We start from the raw sequence: 24,656 nt of genomic DNA, 5'->3' as shown, positions 1-24,656 counted from the left end.
GTGAATAGATGAAAGTCCATTTGCTTTTGAAGAAGGAAGAGATTCTACCGGAAAAGATGGCTGAAAATAGCAAGGTTGCCGTCGTGCTTGATGTCTTGCTGGCCACCACGGCCATCGTATCTGCGTTGTATCAAGGAGCAAAAGGTGTTATTCCTGTGAAAGACCACAACGAGGCGCGGGAGTTATCAAAAATGTATCAAAAGGGAGGTTGCATACTGGCGGGAGAGCTCCACGCGAAGCCTATTACCGGATTTCTATATCCGAGCCCTTTATTGCTGAGCGGCCAAGTCCAGGGAAAAACACTCATCTTATCCACGACGAACGGCACAGTGGCCCTCCGAAATACGGAAGGTGCACAAAAAGTATATATTTCTTCCTTGCTTAACAATAAAGAAACGGCCAAGGCTCTGCTGAAGCACCAGCAGGGAAGCACAATCGTTATCATCTGCTCCGGTAATTCTGGAGAAGTCAGCCTGGAAGATGTATATGGAGCGGGGCATCTTATCACTTCTTTAATCGAACTGGCTGATGTGTCTCTGCAGCTGAGTGATGCTGCCCGAACGGCCTATTATTTGTACAAAGGCAACCAGCAAATGGGACGTGAGCTTCTTGAGTCATCCTATGTTGGTCATTTATTTGCCAGACACGGCTTGTACAGCGATTTGCAATATGCCTCAACGGAAGATGCTGCTCCCGTTGTTGCCGTGTTGGAAGACGGGAAAGCTACGATTGCACGAGATCATATGCAGAAACAAACATAACCAGAATGGAGGGGCATTGCGTGGAAAATACCGGAACGAGAGTGAAAGGCTCTGAATTTTTATTCTCAAACCTGGATGAGGAACACTTGTTTACCCCTGAGGATTTTACTGAGGAACACGTCATGATTAAGACAACGGCACGCCAATTTATTGAAAAGGAAGTCTACCCTTTTCGTGAAAGCATCGAAAACCAGGATTTTGACTGCATTGTTGCCCTATTAAAAAAAGCGGGGGATCTTGGCCTTTTGGCTCACAGCATTCCAGAACGATACGGCGGGCTTGGCCTTGATAAGATCAGCAAGGGAATCGTTGGGGAGATGATTGGCCCTTCGAGCGGATACGGAGTGGCGCACTCCAATCACACATGCATCGCTACACTTCCCATCACGTATTTCGGCACGCCTGATCAAAAGAAGAGGTATCTTCCAAAAATGGCTTCTGGTGATTACATCGGCGCGTATTGTCTTACGGAACCGAACGCCGGTTCGGATGCACTGGCAGCCCAAACAACTGCAGTGCTAAACGAAGAAGGAACCCATTATATCTTAAACGGCACAAAGATCTATATTACAAACGCCGTATTCTCCGACACTTTTATTGTGTATGCCAAAGTGGACGGCACCAAGTTTACAGCGTTCATCGTCGAAAAGGATTTTCCCGGCTTGTCCCTCGGACCCGAAGAGAACAAAATGGGAATCAAAGGTTCGTCGACCCGATCGGTCATATTAGAAGATTGCCTTGTCCCGGCAGAAAACCTTCTTGGAGAAATCGGTAAAGGACATGTGATTGCCCTTAATGTTCTGAACCTGGGACGGTTTAATCTTGGATCGGCCACGATGGGAGCTGCTAAATTCGGACATCAGAAAGCAGTGCAGTTCATTCAGGATCGCATGCAATTCAAGCAGCGGATCGCAGACTTCCCCGCAACGAAAGAGAAAATCGCCAGAATGGCTGCCCGCCTGTATGCGGCAGAATCGCTGCAATACCGGACCGCGAGCCTGCTTGAAGATGCTCTTCATGATCTTGATGAGTCTTCAGATTTACAAACCGTCGGAAAACGCATGAGTGAATACTCTGCAGAATGTGCGATCTGTAAAGTCTATGGATCGGAAACGTTGGATTATGTCGCGGATGAAGCGCTTCAGCTGCATGGAGGCGCAGGATTCATAAAAGAATACGGGATAGAACAGATGTACCGAGACTCAAGGATCAACCGTATTTTTGAAGGTACGAACGAAATTAACCGGCTGCTCATACCAACCCACCTTTTCAGGAAAGCAATAAAAGGTGAGATCGACCTTCAATCATCCATCCATGGTGCGATACAATCCTTGCAGCAGGAGGCTGAACAAGGCACATCTCTTATGGGTGCAGAATTACACGCAGTAGAAACCATACGCCATCTGTTTCTTTTCTCTGCGGGCTTGGCCTATGAAGCATTTGGTGAAGGACTGATTCAGGAACAGGAGGCACTGATGGCTCTCGCGGATTTAGCCATCACGCTTTATGCAGCTGAATCTGCTGTTTTCCGTACTATAAAAGCTGTCAAGAAATACGGGATGGAAAAGGCAACTCTCAAAACAGCCCTTACCCATACAGTATTAGAAGACAGCCTGTGGGAAGCTGAAATGCTGTCACGAAAGCTTGTACATGAGCTGACAGGGGGAGAGAAAAGAAATCAGCTCAACATGCTAATCCATCAATCTTGTAACCGCTGTCATCAATTTGGCAGGAGGGCTTCAAGAAACCGGATGATCGCAGAGAAACAATATGAAGCAAATGCCTTTGTTTGCTAAAGGAGAAGGATCATGAAATTCTCACAATCGATTGCAATGATTACTGGAGCCGGAAGCGGAATCGGACAAGCTGCTGCCATAAAACTGGCTAAAGAAGGGGCACAGGTCATCTTGGTAGGACGAACCCGATCCAAGCTTGAAAACACGGCCGTCGAGATCAGCAGGATAACAGGCGCTCCTCGACCCGAAACCTTTGCTGCAGACGTAACAAGTGAAAAAGAAGTTGAACAGTTGGCAGAACATGTCCATCAGCAATTCGGTGATCTGCATGTTCTGATCAATAATGCGGGAGGCAGCTCCCAGACGAGAATCATGGAGACAGCAGCCAGTGAATGGGATCAGGTTCAGAGCGCAAATTTAAAGAGCGTGTTTCTCGTTTCCCGCATTCTTGGAAACATTATGGCAGACGGCTCTAAAAAAGAAGCCGCAAACCCAAATCGGAAGAACAGAGCTATTGTCAATGTGGCTTCACTGTCCGGGCATCAGGCAGGTGCGCTTATCCCGCATTACAGTGCCGCTAAGGCGGGGGTCATTAATTTTACAAGAGCGCTTGCGCTTGAACTGTCTCCATTTGGCATCCGGGCAAACTCTGTTTCTCCCGGTTTTATCGAAACACCTCTTACCCAAGCAGGCCTTGAGAATGAACAATTTGTCAAAGCTATCGAGAAGAACACGGCATTGAAAAGAGTGGGCAAACCGGAGGAGATCGCGAATATTATTGCTTTTCTGGCATCCAGCGACGCCTCTTATATGACAGGATCTGATGTGCTGGCAGATGGCGGCTGGCTAATCATGTAATCAATGAAGGAGGAGAAAAAATGAATCAAGATCATCTTTTAGTAGAATTCGAGGGTCCTATTATGATTCTAACCTTGAACCGTCCAGAAAGTTTAAATTCCTTCAGCCAAGAAATGATTAACGGTTTGGCAGAAGCGTGCCTGGAAGCTCAGACAAGGGACGACATTAAAGTCATCGTGCTCAAAGGAGCCGGCCGCTCCTTCAGTGCAGGCGGCGATGTGAAGACGATGGGGCAGGCCAGTCCCAACGATGTATATGAGCATATCGGGAAACTTAACCGATGTATCCTCGCGATGAAGGAAACGGAGATTCCGATTATAGCAGCCGTCCATGGGTTTGCTGCAGGCGCCGGCTTTAACCTTGCGATGGCGTGTGATCTTATCGTTGCAGCGGAAGACAGCAAGTTTGCCCTAAGTTTTTCTCAGGTCGGCCTGATCTCCGATGGCGGAGGCTCCTATTTCCTTCCGAAGCTTATCGGCCCTCACCTTGCAAAGCAGTTCTTTTTCAGCGCCGAGCCGATCTCAGCAGAAAGACTTTACCAATTAGGAGTCATCAATTATTTGACGCCACTTGAGAGGCTAGAGGATGAAGTGTACAGTCTCGCTGCGAAACTCGCTAACGGTCCCGTTGCAGCGTTTGGACAAATGAAAAAGCTCATCGATGCTTCCTATCAATCTACTCTTGAAGAGATGCTTGAGCAGGAACGTCTAAACCAGGCACTCATGATTTCGACTGAAGATCACCAAGAAGGCATTTCCGCTTTTAAAGAAAAAAGACTGCCCGTGTTTACCGGCAAATAGGAGGATAATAAATGAGAGCTGTACGATTTAAAGAATACGGAGGCCCGCAGGTCCTTGAAAATGTAGAAATCGACAAACCGGTTCCAAAAGGCCATGAAGTGCTGATTGAAATTCATGCGGTTGGCGTGAACTATGCAGATACTGCACGCAGAGAAGGCCGATATGTCGTTCCCACTCCTTTGCCCTTTGTTCCTGGTGCAGAAGTGGCAGGAACCGTCGTTGAAACCGGTGAAAAAGCCTCTCATATAAAACCTGGTACAAGGGTAGTTACCTTGATCGAGTCGGGAGGCTACGCAGAATACGCATTGGCCGACGGAAGATTGATTATTCCTCTTGAGGATCATCTTGATTTCCAGCAGGCAGCCGCCTTGCCCCTGCAAGGGTTAAGCGCCTACCATATCCTGAAGACGATGGGGCGAATGCAGGAAGGAGAAACCGTTCTTGTCCATGCAGCAGGCGGAGGAGTCGGAACAATCGCTGTCCAGCTTGCAAGGCTTTTTGGAGCCGGAAAGGTTATTGCCACAGCAAGTTCCGAGGACAAACTCGAGCTCGCACGGCAGCTGGGTGCTGATGTTGCCGTCAATTATACGGAAGAAGACTGGGAAAAACAGGTCCTTGAAGCGACAGACGGAAAAGGAGTGGATGTCGCTCTTGAGATGGCTGGGGGAGAAGTCTTTCATAAAACGATGAAATGTCTCGCTGTTTTCGGCAGACTCGTGATCTATGGCGTCGCAAGCGGTGAGCCAAGCAAGTTTTATCCTTCAAATCTCATGGGGAAAAATCAGTCGGTTATCGGTTTCTTCCTTCCGCAGATCATGAGAAGACCGGACTTGTTAAAGCCGAGCCTGCAAGAACTGTTCACCTATCTGTCTCAAGGAAGCCTGAAGCTGACCATTGGTGATGTATTCCCATTACAAGAAGCGGCACAGGTTCACGACCTGCTGCAATCAAGAAAAACTAAAGGTAAGCTGCTCTTAAAGCCATAATCACAAAATAGCATGCAGATCCCATTTTCGATCAACTATCAGGAGGGGAAAGCTGTGAATACTCGCCATTATCCTTTTTGGCCAAAGCGGGTCAGTAAAACACTGACGGTACCAGACACAACACTCTACGATAATCTCCTTGTTTCCGCGAGAAGGTATCCCCAAAAAACAGCGCTGATCTACTACGGGGCTTCTTATACATATGAGGAGCTCCTCCGTGAAGTCGATCTTCTATCAGGCTATATGGAAAGTGAGCTGAAGGTAAAAGCCGGTGACCGCGTGATGCTTTTTATGCAAAATTCACCTCAGTATTTTATTGCCTTCTATGCCATCATGAGAGCAAGGGCAGTTGTCGTACCCATTAATCCTATGAACACGGAACATGACCTGGAATTTTATATTAAAGATTGTGAAATTGAATCAGCCGTGATCGGGCAGGAGTTATATGATTCAATCAGCCCGCTTCTAACGGCAGCCTGTCTGAAAAACCTTCTCATCGCTGCGTATTCTGACTACCTTCCTTCAGAAGGAACCGGCAAGAATCTTCCAGAGACGGTAAAAGAGGAAAGCGAACGGTTTGAAGGAGAACACCATCATTTGTGGAGGAATGCTCTCAAGGCAGGCTATCAGCCCTCTGCCTACAGAGGAGAAGCTGGAGATATTGTTTGCTTGCCGTATACTTCCGGCACGACCGGTCTGCCAAAGGGCTGCGTTCATACGAACAGGACGATTCAGGCGAATGTTGTCAGCGCGGTGAACTGGATGAATGCTACTTCCGACAGCGTTCATCTCACCACGCTCCCTCTTTTCCATGTGACCGGCATGCTCCATAGCATGCATGCACCGATTTTTTCCGGTTCTGCGATGGTGATGCTGACGCGTTGGAATCGGAACGCGGCAGCTGAAGCGATCCAGTCTTATCAGGTCACTCATTGGGTGAATATCAGTACGATGGTCATCGATTTCCTGGCCAATCCTCACCTCTGTGATTATGATCTTTCGTCCTTAACAAGCATAGCTGGAGGCGGAGCGGCATTGCCGGAAGCAGTCGGGGAAAAGCTTTACCAAGTGCTTGGGTTAAAGTTTGTCGAAGGATACGGCCTTTCAGAGACGATCTCTCATACCCATTTTAACCCGCCAGACCGGCCAAAGCTGCAATGCCTCGGTATACCTTCCTTTGATGTTGATGCAAGAATAGTGGATCCCGTCACCCTAAAGGAACTGGGAGTGGGAGAAGCCGGTGAAATTGTCGTTTCCGGACCGCAAGTGTTCCAGGGCTACTACAACCGTCCAGAAGAAACACAGCAGTCTTTCTTTGAAAGGGACGGCAAAGCCTTTTTTCGGACAGGGGATATCGGCAGATTTGACGATGACGGTTATTATTTTATGGTCGACCGCGTCAAGCGGATGATCAATGCTTCAGGCTTTAAAGTTTGGCCGACTGAAATTGAATCGCTTCTCTACAGCCACCCGGCTGTACAACAGGCCTGTGTCGTCGGCATTCCCGATCCAAAACGGGGTGAATCAGTTAAAGCTTTTATTATTTTAAATGATACCGATCGCGGCAGGGTATCAGAAAAAGAGATCATCGAATGGGCGAAAGAGCGGATGGCGGCATATAAATACCCGAGGCAAATTGAATTCAGAGAGTCGTTCCCTACGACGGCAAGCGGAAAAATATTGTGGAGAAAGCTTCAGGAAGAAGAAAAATTGAAAAATGAGGCGGTGTCCGGGCGATGAGTTCAATTGTAGAAACAGTAACTGGCCCTATCTCTGCAAATCAGCTTGGTAAGACACTGATCCATGAGCATTTTATATTCGGCTATCCCGGCTTTCAAGGCGATGTTACGCTTGGAAGCTTTAATGAGGAAGCAGCGCTTAAGGAAGCTGTAGAGATTGCCCAGGTGATGGCATCCCATGGAGTAGATACCGTCGTAGATCCCACCCCGAATGAATGCGGACGGAACCCTCTTTTTTTAAAAAAGGTCTCAGAAGCCACCGGACTTCAGATCATTTGCGCCACAGGGTTTTATTATGAAGGAGAAGGAGCAACCCCTTATTATAAATTCAGACAGGCACTCGGAAGTGCTGAACAGGACATTTATGAAATGTTTCTGGCCGAGATCACAGAAGGCATTGCGGGAACGGGTATAAAACCAGGGATTATTAAAGTGGCATCCAGCAAGGACGAGATCACCGATTATGAAGCCATGTTTTTCCGGGCAGCAGCCAGCGTTCAGCAAAAAACAGGGATCGTCATCCTAACGCATACACAAGAAGGAACGATGGGCCCTGAGCAGGCAAAGCTTCTTCTTGACCATGGTGCTGATCCCGCAAATATTATTATCGGACACATGTGCGGCAATACGGACCCGTCTTATCATAAGAAAGTCTTGGACCAAGGAGTGCGCATTGGCTTTGACCGATTCGGACTGCAAGGGCTGGTAGGAGCCCCATTTGATCAGGAACGGATCGATACGCTAATCGCCTTGCTCGATGACGGCTATGAAAATCAGATTTTGCTGTCTCATGATACGGTGAATATTTGGCTAGGGAGACCGCCGGTGTTGCCGGACCAGCTTGCCGCGATCATTGAGAACTGGACACCGTCTCACCTTTTTCTCAACATCCTGCCGGCTTTAAAGGAAAGAGGAGTAACCGGCCAGCAATTGGAAAAGATGTTTAATAAGAATGCCCAAGGTCTTTTCAGCGGTATGGCCGCGAAAGTCAACTCTTGAGCATGCAAAAAGCAGCGGATATCCGCTGCTTTTTTTGTTAGGATTGGATGGCTTCCTCAACCGGATAGAGGGATAGATCTATATCCAGTTCCATTCCCAAGGCCAGTTTAGCAAGCTGCTCTCCGATAAACGGACCCATCGTTAATCCGGAAGCACCGAGCCCATTGGCAAACAGCAGGCCTTCCCAGTCCGGCAATTTGCCGATCACCGGGAGAAAGCCAGGAGTGAAAGGACGGAAACCAGCCCTAGCTTCGGTAAAAGAAGCTCCGGAAAGACCAGGGGCCGTATTGAGTCCTTTAGCAAACACTTCCTGCAGGCCTCCTGCAGTTATGCGGTGATCATAGCCGTCCGGATCGTTTTCATGAGTGGCTCCAATTACGATCCGGCCGCTTTTGAACGCCAGAACGTACTGATCACTTGGCGGCATAACCACCGGCCACGAGCGGGTATCGGCGTCAGGAAGCTGAAGATGTACGATCTGCGCTTTTTGATAAGTTACGTTCATACGGATATTTAAGGGCGCGAACAGTTCGTTCGCCCAAGCCCCCGCACATACGATAACCTTATCGGCATCAAAGGTTTCACTGCCTGCTTTTATCCCCGTCACCTTTTTTTCGCTGAATAAGAGGGAGGCATCTTCTTGCAGCAAGACCGCTCCGTTTTTTTTGGCTCCTCTTAGTAAAGCATCACGAAGAGCACGACCATCGACACGTGCGGCGCCGCTTACATGAACGGCTCCAACATCATCTTTTAGAGCAGGAAACCGGGCGCGTGTTTCCTCAGGGCTGAGGATTTTAATTTCTCCCATTTCGGGGGCTTCTTTTTTTCGCTTTAATGCCCGCTCTTCCATTTTTTTCAGCTTTTCAGGTTCATGATGCAGGCTGAGGGCACCTACCCGGGCATAACCTGTTTCAGTTTCGCCATCAGCTTCTAATTGCTCGATTAAACTCGGATAAAAAGCTGCGCCATTTTTCGCCAGGGCATACCATGCTTTATTCCTGCGCTGTGACAGCCAGGGACAAATAATGCCTGCTGCTGCATCGGTGGCTTGCCCTTGATCTTTCCGGTCGGCAAGAATGACATCGGCACCCCTTTTACTTAAAAGATAAGCAGCAGAAGCGCCGAGGATCCCCGCTCCAATAATAATATATCTTTGCATTTTTTCAGCATCCTTTACTTCATCGTCCTCATCTATTATAACCGAATCGCAGAATAGAGAAATAAGTCCTTTTTATGTATAATAAGAAATGAAAATGATGTTGAAAGAGAGTGGAAACATAATGGGACGTAAGTGGAACAATATTAAAGAGAAAAAAGCGTCAAAAGATGCCAACACGAGCCGGATCTACGCTAAATTCGGACGCGAGATTTACGTGGCTGCAAAGCAGGGGGAACCCGATCCTGAATCGAACCAGGCATTGAAGGTCGTTCTTGAACGGGCGAAAACATACAGTGTTCCAAAAACCATCATCGACCGGGCAATAGAGAAAGCAAAGGGCGGATCGGACGAAACGTACGATGAACTCCGTTACGAAGGATTCGGACCGAACGGATCAATGGTGATAGTAGATGCATTGACCAATAACGTGAACCGCACCGCTGCAGATGTCCGTGCAGCTTTTACTAAAAACGGCGGAAACATGGGTGTGTCCGGTTCAGTAGCATACATGTTTGATGCCACAGCAGTATTCGGCATCGAGGACAAAACAGAGGACGAAGTACTGGAAATTCTTATGGAAGCGGATGTAGACGCTCGCGATATCATTGAAGAAGATGGTTCTGTTATCGTGTATGCGGAGCCTGACCAATTTCACGCCGTCCAAGAGGCGTTCAAGAACGCCGGCATCACTGATTTTACAGTTGCTGAACTAACAATGCTTGCACAAAACGATCTGTCACTTCCTGAGGATGCAAAGGCTCAATTTGAAAAGATGATCGATGCGATTGAAGACTTGGAAGACGTACAGCAGGTATACCATAACGTAGATCTCAGTGAATAAACAGAGAATGCAGACCTTCGAATTCGATGGTCTGCTTTTTATCATGTATTTTTTATTCTATTACGCACTGTGGGATAATGGAGCAGCAGAAGCTTCCTTCTTCCTGAATTTGATTTCCAGATAAGTCCTTACCCAGTGATCAAGACCGATTCTCCCGGCATTGGCGCCTGAAGCGAGAACAATCATACCGACTAAGACCATCTGCGGGTTGACAGAGGTGGTGCCTGAGAAGAGATATGCAAAGTTCATCGTTAGGCCCATGAATACAGCCAAGCTCGTAAACATGCCTAACAACAGCCCAAGTCCTACCAAAAATTCGCCCCATGGTATCAGGACATTAAAGATCCCGGCATTCGGCAAAGCGAATTCTCGTAAAAAATCACCCCACCAAGGCTGAACAGCTGGATGGGCACCAGAGACCTGTTTAATAGCTCCCATCATAAAACCACTGGCATCAAAATGGCCGCTGCTGATTTTTTCCCATCCTGCCTGAATCCACTTAACTCCCAGATACAATCGAATCACGGTAAGCAAAAAAGAGGCTATACGATTTTCTCTTAACCATTGAATGAACATGAAGTTCCTCCTTCACTTTAAATGATAACGATTATCATTATCACATTCGATCCGACCCCGGTCAATGTGAAAATAGTTTTATTCCTGTAAAAAGTTGCAGTTAAAAAGAACCAGTCAAAGAAGTGATATTTCTGTCCGGAAAAATGTATGGATGAAAATCACCCAGTTGTTTATTGATTTATCCGGGGTTCCCATCGTTGACACCATAGCCGCTCAGCAGCTCTTTCAGCTGAAAGAGATTTCATCCTTGATCGGCATCGCAATAATTAAATTTCAAAGGATTTCATCTGCATTTAGAGAATAAAGTATCGAAAAAAATAAAGGAGGCAGAAAAAGGGAGGAGAGTAAGCATGGATGTATTCGTAAGCCAGTATGATTGCATACAACGAACGAGGGAATCATTATTTAATTACTGTGAAGCGTTATTACCTGCAGATTATGTTAAAGATCTTGATTCCTTTGGCGGTGATTCAATTCGCAGTCTGCATGCTCATGTAGCGGATTGTTATTGGACATGGTTGGGGATTCGTGCTCTCGGAAAGCCAATTCATCACTTACAACCGGAGTCCGTTAACGATGTACAGGAAATGCGCGAGGTTTTTAGGAAAACCGACGCCATAGTTCATGAATTTCTGAATGAATTTCATGGCAAGTGGGATCACCCCATTGAAGTTTCCTTGAAGGTCGGCAGCATGGAAACAACCCCTTTATGGCTATTTACGCACACCATCACCCATGAGTTTCACCATAAAGGACAGATCGTAAAAATAGGCAGACAACTTGGCTATACCCCGCCGGATACGGATCTCATCGAACCTCATTTCGTACGTAACAGAACATAAATGGCTACAGATATTAATTAAAAGAAGATGCTTAAAGAACTCATAATTGAGTTCTTTTTTTTGAACAGAATTAATTTCAAAAAGACATTGCTTAAAACAAAATATAAAAGATTTATAATTATCGTACTCATTTATTGATTGGATTAAAGCAATGATTAAATCATTAACGACAAAAGGAAAAGATGTCTCGTAGGAGAAGGGAGGTTCTATTGTGCGTAAGGGATTCATTGTCCTAGTGTTTTAACAGTGTTATTGGCTGGCTGTGGAAATTCTATGGTAAACAAGAATGCTGAAGAAAAACAAGGTTCTAACGTGGCAAAGAAGGAAGTAAAGAACGATAAGCCAGCACCTATACCTAAATTGTTACCGCCTCCAAAACCACCTGTGATAAAGGTAGAGAAGCCTTAGTTGCACACACTTCTTTTTATTCCGTTTCGTCTTCTTTTGTTTCGTAAACGTTAACTCTGGCCATTCCTGGAATGCTTTTCCTTGCGAGACAAGGTAACGTTGTAAAAATATATCAAAGTTAACCTTTAATTCTTTTGGAAATTTTTTGTCCTGCTTTAATCTGGCTGCCTTTCCACTCTCTTTTGTATGAGCAAACAGATTTCAATATCGCTTGATTCTTTTCTGTCGCAAGGATCACCTCCTGCCACAGCTAAGCTCGGGTTTCTTACCTGCAACACTTTAAATTGCCGCCCATGAGTAATTTTTGTGAGAAACCAAACCTCAAAAACACAATTGGCATTTGGTCTACGAAAACAGACTTTACAAAAACAGCTCTGTCAAAAGAGCTGTTTTTTGTACTTTCTTCCATCTTTTTTAGAATAAAATCTCTCAGATTGAATATTGTTTACTAGAAACGGACGGAAGAAGGTGAATTCTATGAGACTTCAAGCGGTGTACTTCTGGCTTCTTATCATGATCTCCACGACAGGGTTCAGTTATCTTTATCTGCCCTCGCTATATACAGTCGGCTTCTTGATAACCGGACTCATCATGGTTTGTTTAGCTTATATTGCGGTTGATCTTAAAGAGGAGGAGGAATGGGATGAGAGACAGCAATAATAGATTGTTCTCAACGGGGATCAAAGTTTCTCTCCTGAGCATCCTGCTTTTCTTTGTTGCAGGATTTATCTCATCTTCAGAGATTAAATTCGATGTTTCATCCTCACTGGTCAAGAAGTGGTTCAATAACTTTACGACTGAGGCGCTAGTTTATGCCATTGGTTCAGAAAACCCTTATTATACTCAAGTCCTGCCAAAAGAAAGCAAGCCCCCCGCTGCTTCTTCCATTATGCTGCAGCTCATGACCAACCTGAGGCCAGGGGACCCTCGAAGTCTGATCGGAACAGAACTGCCGGGCTTTGCGATCTATGATTCGGAAATTTATATCGCCGGAAAAGGGACAACCTATTCTACCCTTCCGATCGAACCAACATTGCCGCTTCAAGAGATTTTAAAACCGAACGAACCGAATAAAAAGAATGTCGATATCGATAAGCCACAGGAGAATATTCCACCGCCGAAACTAAAAACGAAAGGCGAAGTCGTTTATATCTACCATTCACACAGCTATGAATCATTCCGGCCGATTCTGCAAGGAGGAAAATTCACTAGTTCCAATCCGAAGACCAATATCATTGCGGTAGGCGACCGGTTAAAACAGGATCTGGAGAGCAGAGGAATTGGTGTAGACCATGACACGACAAACGTAGGGGAAAGGCTGAACGCCCGAAAGTGGAGCACGAATCGAGCGTATGCACTTTCCAGAGAAACGGTCCAGCATGCCATCTCACAAGACCGGAATCTCTCCTACCTGATCGACATCCATCGCGACTCCCAGCCGAGGAAAATGACCACGATCACTATTAAGAACCAGCCCTATGCGCGGTTATGTTTTATCGTGGGAAGAGAACATCCGTCTTTTGAGAAGAACCTGCAGATCGCAGAAGAACTGAACAGGCTGGTGAACAAACAATATCCTCATCTCAGCAGGGGGGTCATTATTAAAAATAAATCCCAAGGCAACGGCATCTATAATCAGGATCTCTCGAACAACGCCATGCTGATTGAAATGGGTGGAATTGATAACGATTTCCGCGAACTATACAGAACTGCCGATGCTTTTGCAGATGTATTCAGCAGCTACTATTGGCAGGCAGAAAAGGTAAATGGAGATGCGAATTAGAATATTAAAAAAGAGCTGTTTCCGCAGCTCTTTTTTAATGTTAATGAAGGAGGATAGAAATATGAATAAAATTGAATATGAATGGGTTAAAGAGACGAGAGAAATCGTCTTGAACTTTTGTAAAGAGCTTCACCCAGACGATCTCACAAGAAATATAGATGGGTTCGGGTTCCAAAGCATACGTGACACCCTGATTCATGCGGCAGACTGCTATCATGCCTGGATCGGGTCCTATGTTTTATTGCTTACAAAAACACCGCTGACACGAAAAGAAAACATTTCCAAGGTGAGTTTGAAAGAGATCAAACAGAGATTTGTACTGGCTGATGCCTATGTTGATGAAGTTTTGAAAAGGCAAGAGAAGCAAATGAACGATCCCATCATACGCAGAATCCCTTGGCGGGAAAACGGAGACACGATTTCCATTACAGCGGCACAGCTGCTGCTCCATGTGGTAACCCATGAGTTTCATCATAAAGGCCAGATCATGTCGATGGCCAGACAGATGGGTTACGAACCAGCAAACACCGATGTACTTGGAGTTGGAGATTAATAGGGTAAGCTGGAGCTTTCGAGTAAAATCGAATGCTCTTTTTTCAAGGGCACAGGCTGAAGCGAAAATTTCACGTACCGTATTAAAAATAATAATAATTTTAAGAATCATCTAATGAATTTTTCCGTTCTAGGATTGACGTATAGAAAACTTATCGATATAATGTCAGAAAATATAACATTGAATTGTAAGGGGTATTTACATGTTAGTTCGCGATGAAGTCCATCAAAATATTAGCATTCATATTTCACCTGCAGAACTGTTAAAGATGCTGCAATTCATTAGAACGAAAAAACAACAAGAAATCGAGCGTATTAAAAATAAGATAAATAAATACATCCAAAAGAAAAACGCCGAAGAAACGTTCTATCAATCACTATCCCCATTTCGAAAATTATTTACTGGCCGTTCACCAAGCCATCATCAAGCCGTTGAATACATTGCACATGTAAAAGAGCCGCTTCATCAAATAGACAAGATAAAACAAAGCATTTTTGAGCTGGATCATTCCATTCACATCCTTAACGAAGAAACATCAAGAAATGAAATTACCTTATCTGGTGAGATGATCAGAGAAATCAATATGTACAGGAAAATGGGGAATGCCACATGACCATTCACACACTTAATACTGGAGTCGATACCATATGGGTTGTTTTAACTGCAGCTATGATTATTCTCATGGAGGGCGGTTTTGCTTTATTAGAAGCGGGTTTTGTAAGACATAAGAATAATGTGAATATCATTATGAAGGTATTTGCAGATATAACAATCGGTACCCTTTGCTTTTATCTCATCGGGTTTGGCTTAATGTATGGAAAAGATTTCTTGGGATTGATCGGTACGAATGGTTTCTTGATACAAGGCGACCTATCACATTTGAAATTTTTAATTTCTATAGATACCTTTTGGCTATTCCAAGCTGCCTTTGTTATTGCCGTCATTTCGATCGTATCTGGCGCTGTAGCTGAGCGAATTAATTTTCGTGCCTATATCCTTTATGCCGTCATCATGACCATTTTTATTTACCCTGTTGCAGGACATTGGGTATGGGGCGGAGGATGGCTAGGAAAACTCGGAATGCAGGATTTTGCCGGTTCCGCAGTAATTCATGCATTGGGTGGATTTTCTGCTTTGGCAGCAGCTATATTTATCGGTCCTCGAAAAGGGAAATTCACTCCTCAAGGAGTAAGTACCGTCTCCCTGCCGAGTAATCTTCCTTTAGCATCTGTAGGTGCCTTCTTACTTTGGTTTGGGTGGTTTGGTTTTAATGCAGGAAGTACATTAAGTGCCACTGACGCAAGAATTGGCCATATCGCCATTGTAACAATGCTGTCTGCAGCCTCAGGCGGTGCCGCGACCATGCTTTATACACTATTTCGTTATAAGCGCTCTGATGCGCCTTCGGTCATTAATGGATCATTAGCCGGTTTGGTCGGCATCACAGCAGGGTGCGCTTTTGTCAGTGATCCCTTCGCTATCCTTATTGGAGCGGTATCCGGGTTATTGATGCTGTTCGCCACTTACTGGTTAGAGGTAAAAAGAATCGATGATCCCGTAGGCGCGTTTCCCGTCCATGCCGTTTCTGGCATATGGGGAACCCTGGCAGTAGGATTATTTGCTGCTGATAAAGGACTGATCACGACTGGGAGCTGGCATTTATTAGGCGTTCAGCTTTTAGGACTTCTTGTCTTGTGCGCTTGGGGTTTTGTTCTAACATGGGTCGGCCTGAAATTCATTCAATTATGGATACCTGTTCGTTCAACTGAAGAAGAGGAAACGGTTGGATTAGATATTAGTTACCATGGTATGGTAGCTGCTTTTCAAGAGCAGGAGTTCATCAGGTACGAAAGTGATTATCTTCATCAAAATGAGGATGATTGATGATAAAAAAGCTGAATTTTCTTGACATTTTTGAATATAATACTGCATAATAATTCTTAAAAATTAATGAGTGCGTTAATAGGGGCCAGTAAATCTGTAACTAGGCGAAAGAGAGTGGAATTCATCAGGCTGAAAGATTCCACCGTACTAAAATGATTGAACCTACCCCTTGAGCTGTTAGGCGAATAACCTAACCGTTTCCCGCGTTATGGGAGTTAAGAGAGCTTCATTGTTTATAATGATGCTAATAAAGGTGGTACCGCGGATAACAGACTCTTTCCGTCCTTTTCGAAGGATGGGAAGGGTCTTTTTTAATGAATCGGAAGGAGCGGTGGATGCATGAGCAAGAAAAGGATTGTAGTTAAAATAGGAAGCAGTTCACTCACAAACAAGAACGGAGGGCTGAGCAAGAGTAAACTTACCGAACATGTCACCGCAATCGCAGAATTAAGAAAAAGGGGTCATGAAGTGATTTTGATTTCCTCTGGAGCGGTGTCAGCCGGGTTTACCGATTTAGGCTATCCCACTCGTCCGGTGACAACCGCAGGCAAACAAGCCGCCGCCGCTGTGGGACAGGGTTTGCTGATTCAAGCCTACAGTGAAGGATTTAAAAAGCATGGGATCATAGTGGCCCAACTGCTCTTAACCCGAAGTGATTTTTATAAAAAAGCGCAGTACAGCAACGCCTATGCCACGTTATCCGAACTGTTGAAACGGTCCGTATTGCCAATCATCAACGAGAACGATTCCGTCGCAATCGATGAATTGACCTTTGGAGACAATGATATGCTCTCTGCCCTTGTGAGCGGCCTCGTACATGCAGATTTTTTGATGATATTAACGGATATCAATGGACTGTATGATCAAGATCCGCGAACCGTTCCAACAGCGCATCGATATGATTTTCTATCCGAGATCACAGATGACCATATCCGGATGACGAACATGGCATCAGCATCTAAATTTGGTACAGGAGGCATGAAATCAAAACTCCTGGCTGCAAGAACCGCTCTGTCTTTAGGGGTAAACATCTTTGTGGGTACAGGATCAAACAAGGAAAAACTGCTTGATATTTTAGATGGGAATGGGGACGGCACGTATATCGGTAACTCCCCTGCAACCGCATTAAAAACACAAAAACAATGGATGGCTTTTCATTCTCCCATCAGCGGAGTGATAGAAATTGACGAAGGAGCAGCTACGGCCATCCAGCATGAAGGAAAAAGTTTGCTTCCTGCAGGAATCCTGGATATCAAAGGCGTTTTTTCTTCCGGCGATGTTGTAGAGATCATCAATTCCGCTCAGGAGGTCATTGGTAAAGGCCAAGTTCAATACTCTTCTGAAGACTTACAAATGGTTAAGGGATTAACGAGTCAGGAAGCAATGGAAAAGACAAATAATATGCATCCTGAAGTTGTTCATCGCAACAGATGGTTGTCCATGATAAAGGAGAGAATGGTATGAGTGAATTAATAACCAAAGCGAAAAAAGCAAAAAGAGCGGTCACTGATCTCATCACGAAGAGTATTTCACAAAAAAATCAGGCGTTACAGTTTATTGCGGACCAGTTGATCCAAGACACACCTTATATCTTGCAGGAAAATAAAAGAGATATCGAGCATGCCCAGGCTGCCGGTTTACACGATTCCTTAGTTGACCGTCTGATACTTAATGAACAAAGGATTAAAGACATGGCTGAAGCACTCGAACAACTAACCTTTTTACCGGATCCAACAGGAAACGTGCTGGAAACATTGAAACGTCCCAATGGACTCATGATTGAAAAGGTAACTGTACCTCTAGGAGTCATCGGGATGATTTATGAAGCAAGGCCCAATGTAACAGTCGATGCCTCCAGTCTTTGCTTAAAGACGGGAAACGCAGTCCTGCTTAGAGGGAGTTCATCCGCTATCCATTCAAACAAAGCGTTAGTCTCTGTTATCCACAAGGCACTGGAGAAAAGTGACCTCCCAACGGATTCTGTTCAATTAATCGAAGATACGAGCCGCGACACAGCGGCACAGTTGTTTAAACTGAATGAGTATCTTGATGTTTTGATTCCCCGGGGCGGCAAGGCATTAATCCAAGCGGTCGTGGAGCATGCTTCTGTCCCTGTTCTAGAAACAGGTGCAGGGAACTGCCACGTGTTTATCGATGAAAGTGCAGATCCACAAATGGCGATCGACATTGTTCTCAACGCCAAAACACAGCGCCCTTCGGTTTGCAATTCAATAGAAACGGTACTTGTGGAAGAAGCCTGGGCAAAAGAACACATCAAGGAGCTGGTGGAAATCCTCATTGAGAGAGGGGTCGAGCTGCGAGTGGACCAGAACATTCACGAGCTCTTTCCATCTCTGTTCCTTGCGACTGAGGAAGACTGGCAAACCGAATACTTAAATTATATTTTAGCGATAAAAACCGTTCGAGGCACAACGGAAGCCATTGAGCATATCAACCAATACGGTTCCAAGCATTCCGAAGCCATTATCACAGAATCCGAAGAGAATGTAAGATCCTTTTTTCAATTGGTTGATGCTGCTGCTCTTTATCATAACGCCTCAACCAGATTCACGGATGGTTTCGAATTCGGATTTGGCGCTGAGATCGGCATCAGTACACAAAAGCTTCACGCACGGGGGCCTATGGGGTTACCCGCCTTAAGCTCAAGTAAATATATCATTAAAGGAAAGGGACAAATACGAGAGTAAGAGGAACACAAAATTCTTCGTTTGTTGTTCTTTGGCTTTCCAAGGGTATAATAAGGTATACACCATAAGGAGGTACATGTTGTTATGAATGTGATTAGACATACACTTGAAAAGCTGCAGGATCCTACCAATATCCTCGAGGGGAACCGATACGAATTTATCATACATATTGAAGTAGAAGAAGATGATGAATTGTATATGGAAAATGGCGTATATATTAAACTGATTTATGCTGAGCTGCCTCAAGAGTCCCGAATTGTCCAATACCACGTATACGAAGAAATCACAAACAATCCTTTAGATTTTGAATTAGAAGATGATGAATTGGCAGAACTTAAAGAATTCTGCCGAAGCCAAGTCCAGTAAAACGATGAAAAACATATAAGAACAGGTCCAGTTCATCATACTGGAAATTCGTTCAAAGTATCCTGGAAAAGACCTGGGATACTTTTTTTCAAGTGCAGCCGAGAAATAAACATTTATTGTATATTTCATACTAAAGAAGATTTTAAAAGATCCAAAGCAAGAAATTAGAACCAGGCGTTTACCATGTCCATTAGTATGAGAATGATCAGAAAATTAAATTTTATAAAAATGATTGTCAGATTTTAAAACTGCTTTTTACTCTATCGCGTTAACCTAAATATGTGAGGGGGGGCACAAGTGTCTGAGTTACTCATTGTCGATAATGATAAACAAAGCCGCAAGGAAGTCTGCTCGTTAATAACAGAAAGCAAATACAGCTTCCTATCTATCTATGAATCGAGCACGGCTAACCGGGGGATGCTGCTTCTGAAACAAAGTAAGCCAAGTGCACTGATGATTGATCTTTCTTTGCCCGACATGGATGGTATGGCCTTTGGCAAAACAGCCCTTCAACTGTATCCTGATCTCCCCATCATCGTGATTACCCAGTTAAAGATGTTTGAACTTGTTCAGTCATCTATTAATGCTGGATTTTTAGGGTATCTATTGAAACCGCTTTCTAAAAATGAATTGATTGAAACGCTGGACAGAGTTCTGATCCCGGTCCTTGGAAAAAGTGTGAACCGTGTGATGAAAACAGGTGAAGATTATTTCACAGCAGACCTAAAAAATCCGATCGGGAGCGCTATCCAATATATGCAACTCTATTACAGTGAGCCGCTGACCCTAAAGGGTCTCGCGGACAAAGTTTATTTGAGCCCCTCTTATTTCAGCAAAATGTTTAAAGAAGATACTGGAATGACCTTTGTTGAATACCTGTCTTTTGTCAGAGTACAAAAGGCAAAAGCACTATTGCGAATGTCTTCACTGCCTATCGAAGTCATCGCCAATAATTCTGGGTTTGCTAATTCAGGATACTTTGCCACCACATTTAAAAAGCAGCTGGGAATTACACCGAGCGAATACCGTGAGCAATTTCATTTAGAAGCAGAACCGGGCTTCACTATATCAGCAGGAGGTGCTTAAATGCTTCCTATCTATCGCGAAATGAATCGATGTGCTGAAAATGGCATTCGGGGAGTTCTCGGTACGATTATTCGTACTGAAGGGTCGACCTATCAAAAGGAAGGCACCAAATGTTTTTGGGCAGAAGACGGAAAGCTGACAGGCTTATTGAGCGGAGGATGTGTGGAAGGCGATTTGGCGGAACACGCCCGGGAAGTTCTGGATCACTCTTCCTGCAAAACGCTGGCCTATGATTTTCGAGACAAAGGCGATGATCTTTGGGGGCTTGGCCTTGGCTGCAACGGATCGATCGATATTCTTTTGGAACCGTTTGACCCCGTAAAGCTTAGAGAAAACACAGAACGCACTCTAGAACTCTATGAAAGCGCCCTTAACCATGAAACCATCTTGAGGACAATCATCGAAGCAGAAACGCCCTCTTTAAAAGGGAAAAAATGGGTGGTAGCACCTAATATGGATCACGTGAAATCAGGGCTTGACACAGTTGCTTATGAGAATGAAAAGGTCCTCGTTTTTACAGAAAAAATCACACCTTCCCCGAGGTTGACGTTATTCGGAGCAGGGCCAGATGCAGTACCACTCGTGAACGGTGCAAAGCAATTGAATTGGCACATCACCATCATTGATCACCGTCCGTCTTTTGTGAACACACAGAATTTTCCCCAGGCGGATCAACTGCTATGCGTTCCAAAAGGAAAATGGCAAGATCCAGAAATAGGAAACCATTCTTTTGTGGTGACCATGACTCATCATTTTGATCAGGACCTTCTGTTGCTTGAGCACATCCTTGAAACAGATGCTGCGTATATTGGAGTCCTTGGACCAAACAAACGAACGTACGAGCTGATGGACAGGCTTGGCAAGAAGTTTCATGAGGACCGGCTCTCCAGGCTTTATAGTCCAATAGGGCTTGACATTGGAGCAAAAACACCTGAAGAAATCGCACTCAGTATCCTTGCTGAAATGGTAATGGTACATCGAGGGAAGGGGAGCGGACAATCCCTTCAGGTTATGAAAAAGACAAGTTTTACAAAGTACCTGCAAACGAAAGTAGGTGAACTGGCATTTTAGCTGAAAAGAGGGAAACGTGGGCAATCATACTGGGAGCCGGCAGCTCTGAGCGGATGGGTACGCCTAAAATGATGCTGCGCCATCAAGGGAAAACACTGATACAGCATGTGATAGAAGCGGCAGTAGACTCCGACGTCGATGGTGTTGCAGTCGTGATTAACCCAGATGTGGATGGTCTACTCGCCGAGGCGACGATGGCAGGAGTGAATAAAATTTTTTTGAATTATCAATCAAACCAAGGGTTATCAGCTTCTGTAAAATCAGGCCTTTATGTTTTGCCTGCTGAGGCGGAAGCGGCCATTTTTCTGTTAGGAGATCAGCCCCTGATTTCCTCCCGGGAGATCAACCTGCTGTTGGAAGAATCCCATGCTGACCACAGTCATTCTGTGTATCAATCCTCTTATTTTGGCAAAAGAGGACACCCTGTCCTGTTTCACCGGAAAATGTTTAACAGGCTGCTAGAAATCAAAGGTGACAAAGGCGGACGGGATTTAGTGAAAAAGTATACGGATGAAGTAAAGATCGTTGAAATGGGAAGAAACTATCCTTTTGATATTGATACAATGGCAGACTTTAAAAAGCTTTTGAGAAGGGAGGTCTCTTAAATGGACAAGGTTATTGGGAAAGCGGTCACGAGGGTAGAGGACATGAGACTTTTAACCGGACAGGGCAAATATATCGATGACATCGGTACACCCTCTCAGACGTTTCAGGCCGCCATTTTAAGGAGTTCGAGTCCGCATGCAAAAATTGTGTCGATTGATACGGCTGAGGCTGAGAAAATGGCAGGAGTAAAAGCGGTGATTACCGGTGAACAAGTGAAAGAGTATCTCGAGCCATTTAGTGTAGGTGTCAGCGCTCCGGTGCAATACTATCCCATTGCTATCGATAAAGTCAGGTATGTTGGTGAGCCTGTGGCGGTCGTGATTGCGAAAAGCCGCTATATTGCAGAGGATGCAATGGAACTTATTAAAGTAAAATACGAAACCCTTCCTCCTGTTGTTGACATTGAAGGATCTCTGGAGAAGGATGCACCAGTCCTTCATGAAAATGTCGGCTCCAACATAGCCAATCACCGTACGTTTAATTACGGTGAAGTGGATCAGGCGTTTGAAGAAGCGGATGCCATCATTAAACATAAATATCTTTTTCCGAAATATACGGCGACGCCTGTGGAGACCTACGGTATTATCGCTCATTATGAATCAAGTGAAAAACAATATACAGTTCACGCTAACTTTCACGGACCTTTTGTTATTCAGGCCATTATGGCTCAAGCGCTGAAAATTCCAAGCAACAAGCTGAGAATCATTGTTCCAAAAGATATCGGCGGAAGCTATGGAATAAAAGCTGGAACATTTCCGTATATGGTTCTACTGTCCGTAGCGAGCCGAATTGCCGGTTGTCCGGTAAAGTGGATTGAAGATCGGCAGGAGCATTTGTCGGCAAGCTCCAGTGGAACGGACAGGGTCACCTACATTGAAGCAGCGGTGAAAAAGGATGGAAAAGTTACCGGTTTACGAATGAAAATGATTGACAATGTCGGTGCCTACATCCGGGCTCCGGAACCGGCCTGTTTGTATCGTACGCATGCCAATTCAACAGGTGCCTATGATATTCCAAATCTTCATATTGATGCGTACGCGATCATGACCAACAAGCTTCCAACCGGTTTAATCAGAGGCTATGGGGGCCAGGAGCTGTATTTTCCGCTGGAGCGGATCATGCAGAAGATTGCGTTCGAGCTGAATTTAGATCCAGCTGATGTGATACGCAGGAATCTTATTCAAAAGGATCAGTTTCCTTACAAGACGGCTTCGGGAGGTCTATATGACAGCGGCGATTATATCAAGGGGTTCGAGCTTGCGCTGGAGACCGGAAAATATGAGGAGTTCCGCAAAAAACAAGAGGAAGCAAGAAAGGACGGAAAAATATTCGGTGTCGGACTTGCCTGTATCGTAGAGCCGTCTGGTTCCAATATGGGGTATATCACCGTTGCTTTAACTCCTGAAGAACGTGCGAAATCACTGCCGAAATCAGGATGTTCAGAAGCAGCGACCGTTTCCATGGATCCGATGGGAAGCGTTAACGTTAGGATCAGTACGACTCCCTCAGGCCAGGGGCATGAGACCGTGGCAGCACAGATTGTTTCGGAGGTTTTAAGCATACCATCGGACAAAATCAAGGTTGTCGCAGAGCTGGATACTTCCACAAGCGCATGGTCCATTGCATCCGGCAGCTATTCCAGCCGCTTTGCCTCATTAGGATCAAGTGCTGTGTTTTATGCAGCGAACAAGGTAAAGGAAAAGTTGATGAAGATTGCTTCTCACCAGCTGAATGTGGATGAGAGTGAGCTTGAGCTAAGGAATGGTGCTTTTTATGTAAAGAGCGACCCTGCAAAAAAATATGCGCTGAAGAGGGCGGCAGGGTCCGCACACTGGAATCCCTTATCCCTTCCGGAGGGAATGGAGCCTGGAATCTATGAAACTTACTACTATTCTATCAAAGCGGCTGAGCCCCCTGATGAGAATGACCTCATCAACTCATCAGTAACCTATGGTTTTGTGGCCGATTTAGTAACGGTTGAAATTGACCCTGAAACAGGGGAGATAAACATTCTGGACTATATCACGATCCATGATGCCGGGAAACTGCTCAATCCTCTTATCGTGGATGGACAGATATTTGGCGGACTCGCACACGGCTTGGGAGGAGCGCTCTTTGAAGAGCTCGTGTATGACAATAAAGGACAGCTGCTTACTGGTTCATTTATGGACTATTTGTGTCCGACGGCTCCTGAAATTCCAAACGTCACGATCAAGCATATTGAAACGCCATCACCTATGACTCCACTCGGAGCTAAAGGACTTGGAGAAGGTAACACAATGAGTGCTCCAGTTGCAGTCGCCAATGCAGTCAGTGATGCCCTTTCTCCGTATAATGTGGCGATTGATACCCTGCCGCTGAGTCCCAACCGAATATGGACTTTGCTGAATGAAGCGAAAGAAAATAATCATAAAGAGGTGACCATCTGATGGAAGGCAAAGGAAAGCTTGTTTTAGATGCAGGAGTGGAGAGAGCGTATGAAGTACTTCTCGATCCCAGTGTTCTTGAAAAATGTATTATGGGCTGCAAAAAACTCGTACTGGTGGAGGACAACAAGTATCAGGCCGAGCTGTCTATTGGAATCGCGGCAATAAAAGGGAACTATTCTTCTATGATCGAAATTCTTGATTTGCAGGAGCCAAACCACTATAAGCTAGCTGTGAAGGGGGAAGGATCTCCTGGAACGGTTGAAGCAGTTGGGGTTGTGGACCTGACCCCGGATGGTGAAAGTTCCACTCTATTAAACTACTCCTATGAGGCTGAAGTAGGAGGAAAGGTAGCGATGGTAGGGCAGCGGATGCTGGGTGGAGTAGCGAAGATGGTCATACAGGATTTTTTCAAAAAACTGGGCAAGGAATTAAAACGAATTGAACAAAGCGCTTAACGAAAGGGGC

The 24,656-nt window shown here is 45.1% G+C and carries 25 protein-coding genes and 1 other annotated feature; of the genes, 23 read left to right on the top strand and 2 right to left on the bottom strand.

Annotated elements, in window-relative coordinates; translation table 11 throughout:
- The first annotated feature begins 8 nt into the window (after window positions 1-8).
- The 7 genes from QYF49_RS08935 to QYF49_RS08905 are packed head-to-tail and all read left to right on the top strand — an operon-like array spanning window position 9 to window position 7,879.
- Window positions 9-761 (top strand): 2-phosphosulfolactate phosphatase, encoded by a 753-nt coding sequence (locus tag QYF49_RS08935; RefSeq protein ID WP_290399274.1) that lies wholly within the window; start codon window positions 9-11, stop codon window positions 759-761.
- Between the two features lie 20 nt (window positions 762-781).
- Window positions 782-2,557, top strand: a complete 1,776-nt coding sequence (locus QYF49_RS08930; protein ID WP_290399273.1) for an acyl-CoA dehydrogenase family protein — start codon at window positions 782-784, stop codon at window positions 2,555-2,557.
- A 12-nt stretch (window positions 2,558-2,569) separates the two neighbouring features.
- On the top strand, window positions 2,570-3,355 hold the full coding sequence (locus QYF49_RS08925; RefSeq protein ID WP_290399272.1) for an SDR family NAD(P)-dependent oxidoreductase: 786 nt from the start codon (window positions 2,570-2,572) through the stop codon (window positions 3,353-3,355).
- Window positions 3,356-3,375: 20 nt separating this feature from the next.
- Window positions 3,376-4,155: an enoyl-CoA hydratase/isomerase family protein gene (locus QYF49_RS08920; protein ID WP_290399271.1), complete on the top strand. Its 780-nt coding sequence runs from the start codon at window positions 3,376-3,378 to the stop codon at window positions 4,153-4,155.
- A gap of 11 nt (window positions 4,156-4,166) precedes the next feature.
- Entirely contained in the window at window positions 4,167-5,141 is a 975-nt protein-coding gene (locus tag QYF49_RS08915) for a quinone oxidoreductase family protein (protein ID WP_290399270.1), read from the top strand.
- A 54-nt stretch (window positions 5,142-5,195) separates the two neighbouring features.
- Window positions 5,196-6,881 (top strand): long-chain fatty acid--CoA ligase, encoded by a 1,686-nt coding sequence (locus tag QYF49_RS08910; RefSeq protein WP_290399269.1) that lies wholly within the window; start codon window positions 5,196-5,198, stop codon window positions 6,879-6,881.
- Window positions 6,878-7,879 carry a phosphotriesterase family protein gene (locus tag QYF49_RS08905; protein WP_290399268.1) on the top strand — a complete coding sequence of 334 codons (1,002 nt, stop codon included), beginning with the start codon at window positions 6,878-6,880 and terminating at the stop codon, window positions 7,877-7,879. The genes QYF49_RS08910 and QYF49_RS08905 overlap by 4 nt, the downstream gene beginning before the upstream one ends.
- A 37-nt stretch (window positions 7,880-7,916) precedes the next feature.
- Here QYF49_RS08905 and QYF49_RS08900 read toward each other — a convergent pair whose 3' ends face one another.
- Window positions 7,917-9,038 carry an NAD(P)/FAD-dependent oxidoreductase gene (locus QYF49_RS08900; RefSeq protein ID WP_290399267.1) on the bottom strand — a complete coding sequence of 374 codons (1,122 nt, stop codon included), beginning with the start codon at window positions 9,036-9,038 and terminating at the stop codon, window positions 7,917-7,919.
- Window positions 9,039-9,159: 121 nt separating this feature from the next.
- Here QYF49_RS08900 and QYF49_RS08895 point away from each other — a divergent pair, with 121 nt between their 5' ends.
- Complete coding sequence (locus tag QYF49_RS08895) at window positions 9,160-9,879, top strand: YebC/PmpR family DNA-binding transcriptional regulator (protein ID WP_290399266.1); 720 nt, start codon at window positions 9,160-9,162, stop codon at window positions 9,877-9,879.
- A gap of 60 nt (window positions 9,880-9,939) precedes the next feature.
- On the opposite strand, the gene QYF49_RS08890 is transcribed toward QYF49_RS08895, so the two are convergent.
- Window positions 9,940-10,455 carry a DoxX family membrane protein gene (locus QYF49_RS08890; protein ID WP_290399265.1) on the bottom strand — a complete coding sequence of 172 codons (516 nt, stop codon included), beginning with the start codon at window positions 10,453-10,455 and terminating at the stop codon, window positions 9,940-9,942.
- A gap of 151 nt (window positions 10,456-10,606) precedes the next feature.
- Between QYF49_RS08890 and QYF49_RS08885 the strand changes: the two genes are divergently transcribed.
- The 15 genes from QYF49_RS08885 to QYF49_RS08815 all read left to right on the top strand — a co-directional run bounded on the left by QYF49_RS08885 (window position 10,607) and on the right by QYF49_RS08815 (window position 24,646).
- Entirely contained in the window at window positions 10,607-10,759 is a 153-nt protein-coding gene (locus QYF49_RS08885) for an STAS domain-containing protein (RefSeq protein WP_425589560.1), read from the top strand.
- Window positions 10,760-10,805: 46 nt separating this feature from the next.
- Window positions 10,806-11,297, top strand: coding sequence for a DinB family protein (locus QYF49_RS08880; protein WP_290399264.1), 492 nt, complete (start codon window positions 10,806-10,808; stop codon window positions 11,295-11,297).
- A gap of 885 nt (window positions 11,298-12,182) precedes the next feature.
- Complete coding sequence (locus QYF49_RS08875) at window positions 12,183-12,365, top strand: hypothetical protein (protein ID WP_290399263.1); 183 nt, start codon at window positions 12,183-12,185, stop codon at window positions 12,363-12,365.
- On the top strand, window positions 12,349-13,488 hold the full coding sequence (locus QYF49_RS08870; RefSeq protein ID WP_290399262.1) for a stage II sporulation protein P: 1,140 nt from the start codon (window positions 12,349-12,351) through the stop codon (window positions 13,486-13,488). Before QYF49_RS08875 ends, QYF49_RS08870 begins: the two co-directional genes overlap by 17 nt.
- A 61-nt stretch (window positions 13,489-13,549) precedes the next feature.
- Window positions 13,550-14,041: a DinB family protein gene (locus QYF49_RS08865; protein ID WP_290399261.1), complete on the top strand. Its 492-nt coding sequence runs from the start codon at window positions 13,550-13,552 to the stop codon at window positions 14,039-14,041.
- A 202-nt stretch (window positions 14,042-14,243) separates the two neighbouring features.
- A complete protein-coding gene (locus tag QYF49_RS08860) occupies window positions 14,244-14,654 on the top strand; it encodes a hypothetical protein (protein WP_290399260.1) in 411 nt (136 codons plus the stop codon).
- On the top strand, window positions 14,651-15,925 hold the full coding sequence (locus QYF49_RS08855; RefSeq protein WP_290399259.1) for an ammonium transporter: 1,275 nt from the start codon (window positions 14,651-14,653) through the stop codon (window positions 15,923-15,925). Before QYF49_RS08860 ends, QYF49_RS08855 begins: the two co-directional genes overlap by 4 nt.
- 66 nt (window positions 15,926-15,991) lie before the next feature.
- Window positions 15,992-16,215, top strand: a binding site (T-box leader).
- Window positions 16,216-16,264: 49 nt separating this feature from the next.
- A complete protein-coding gene (gene proB / locus QYF49_RS08850) occupies window positions 16,265-17,389 on the top strand; it encodes a glutamate 5-kinase (RefSeq protein WP_290399258.1) in 1,125 nt (374 codons plus the stop codon).
- Window positions 17,386-18,633, top strand: a complete 1,248-nt coding sequence (locus tag QYF49_RS08845) for a glutamate-5-semialdehyde dehydrogenase (protein ID WP_290399257.1) — start codon at window positions 17,386-17,388, stop codon at window positions 18,631-18,633. The genes proB and QYF49_RS08845 overlap by 4 nt, the downstream gene beginning before the upstream one ends.
- A gap of 84 nt (window positions 18,634-18,717) precedes the next feature.
- Window positions 18,718-18,999 carry a DUF6509 family protein gene (locus QYF49_RS08840; protein WP_290399256.1) on the top strand — a complete coding sequence of 94 codons (282 nt, stop codon included), beginning with the start codon at window positions 18,718-18,720 and terminating at the stop codon, window positions 18,997-18,999.
- A gap of 297 nt (window positions 19,000-19,296) precedes the next feature.
- A complete protein-coding gene (locus tag QYF49_RS08835; protein WP_290399255.1) occupies window positions 19,297-20,085 on the top strand; it encodes a response regulator transcription factor in 789 nt (262 codons plus the stop codon).
- The gene (locus QYF49_RS08830; RefSeq protein ID WP_290399254.1) at window positions 20,086-21,156 is read left to right on the top strand and encodes an XdhC family protein; all 1,071 of its coding nucleotides are present in this window, start codon (window positions 20,086-20,088) and stop codon (window positions 21,154-21,156) included.
- Window positions 21,150-21,761, top strand: a complete 612-nt coding sequence (locus tag QYF49_RS08825) for a nucleotidyltransferase family protein (protein ID WP_354005832.1) — start codon at window positions 21,150-21,152, stop codon at window positions 21,759-21,761. The genes QYF49_RS08830 and QYF49_RS08825 overlap by 7 nt, the downstream gene beginning before the upstream one ends.
- Window positions 21,762-24,191, top strand: a complete 2,430-nt coding sequence (locus QYF49_RS08820) for a xanthine dehydrogenase family protein molybdopterin-binding subunit (protein ID WP_290399253.1) — start codon at window positions 21,762-21,764, stop codon at window positions 24,189-24,191. It begins immediately after the preceding gene.
- Window positions 24,191-24,646 carry an SRPBCC family protein gene (locus QYF49_RS08815; RefSeq protein ID WP_290399252.1) on the top strand — a complete coding sequence of 152 codons (456 nt, stop codon included), beginning with the start codon at window positions 24,191-24,193 and terminating at the stop codon, window positions 24,644-24,646. The genes QYF49_RS08820 and QYF49_RS08815 overlap by 1 nt, the downstream gene beginning before the upstream one ends.
- Window positions 24,647-24,656: the final 10 nt, after the last annotated feature.

Origin of the sequence: Fictibacillus terranigra (assembly GCF_030412265.1) — a bacterium.
GTDB classification, from domain to species: domain Bacteria; phylum Bacillota; class Bacilli; order Bacillales; family Fictibacillaceae; genus Fictibacillus_C; species Fictibacillus_C terrinigri.
The sequence above is the reverse complement of the archived record's forward strand: the minus strand, read 5'-3'. Positions and strand labels throughout refer to the sequence as shown.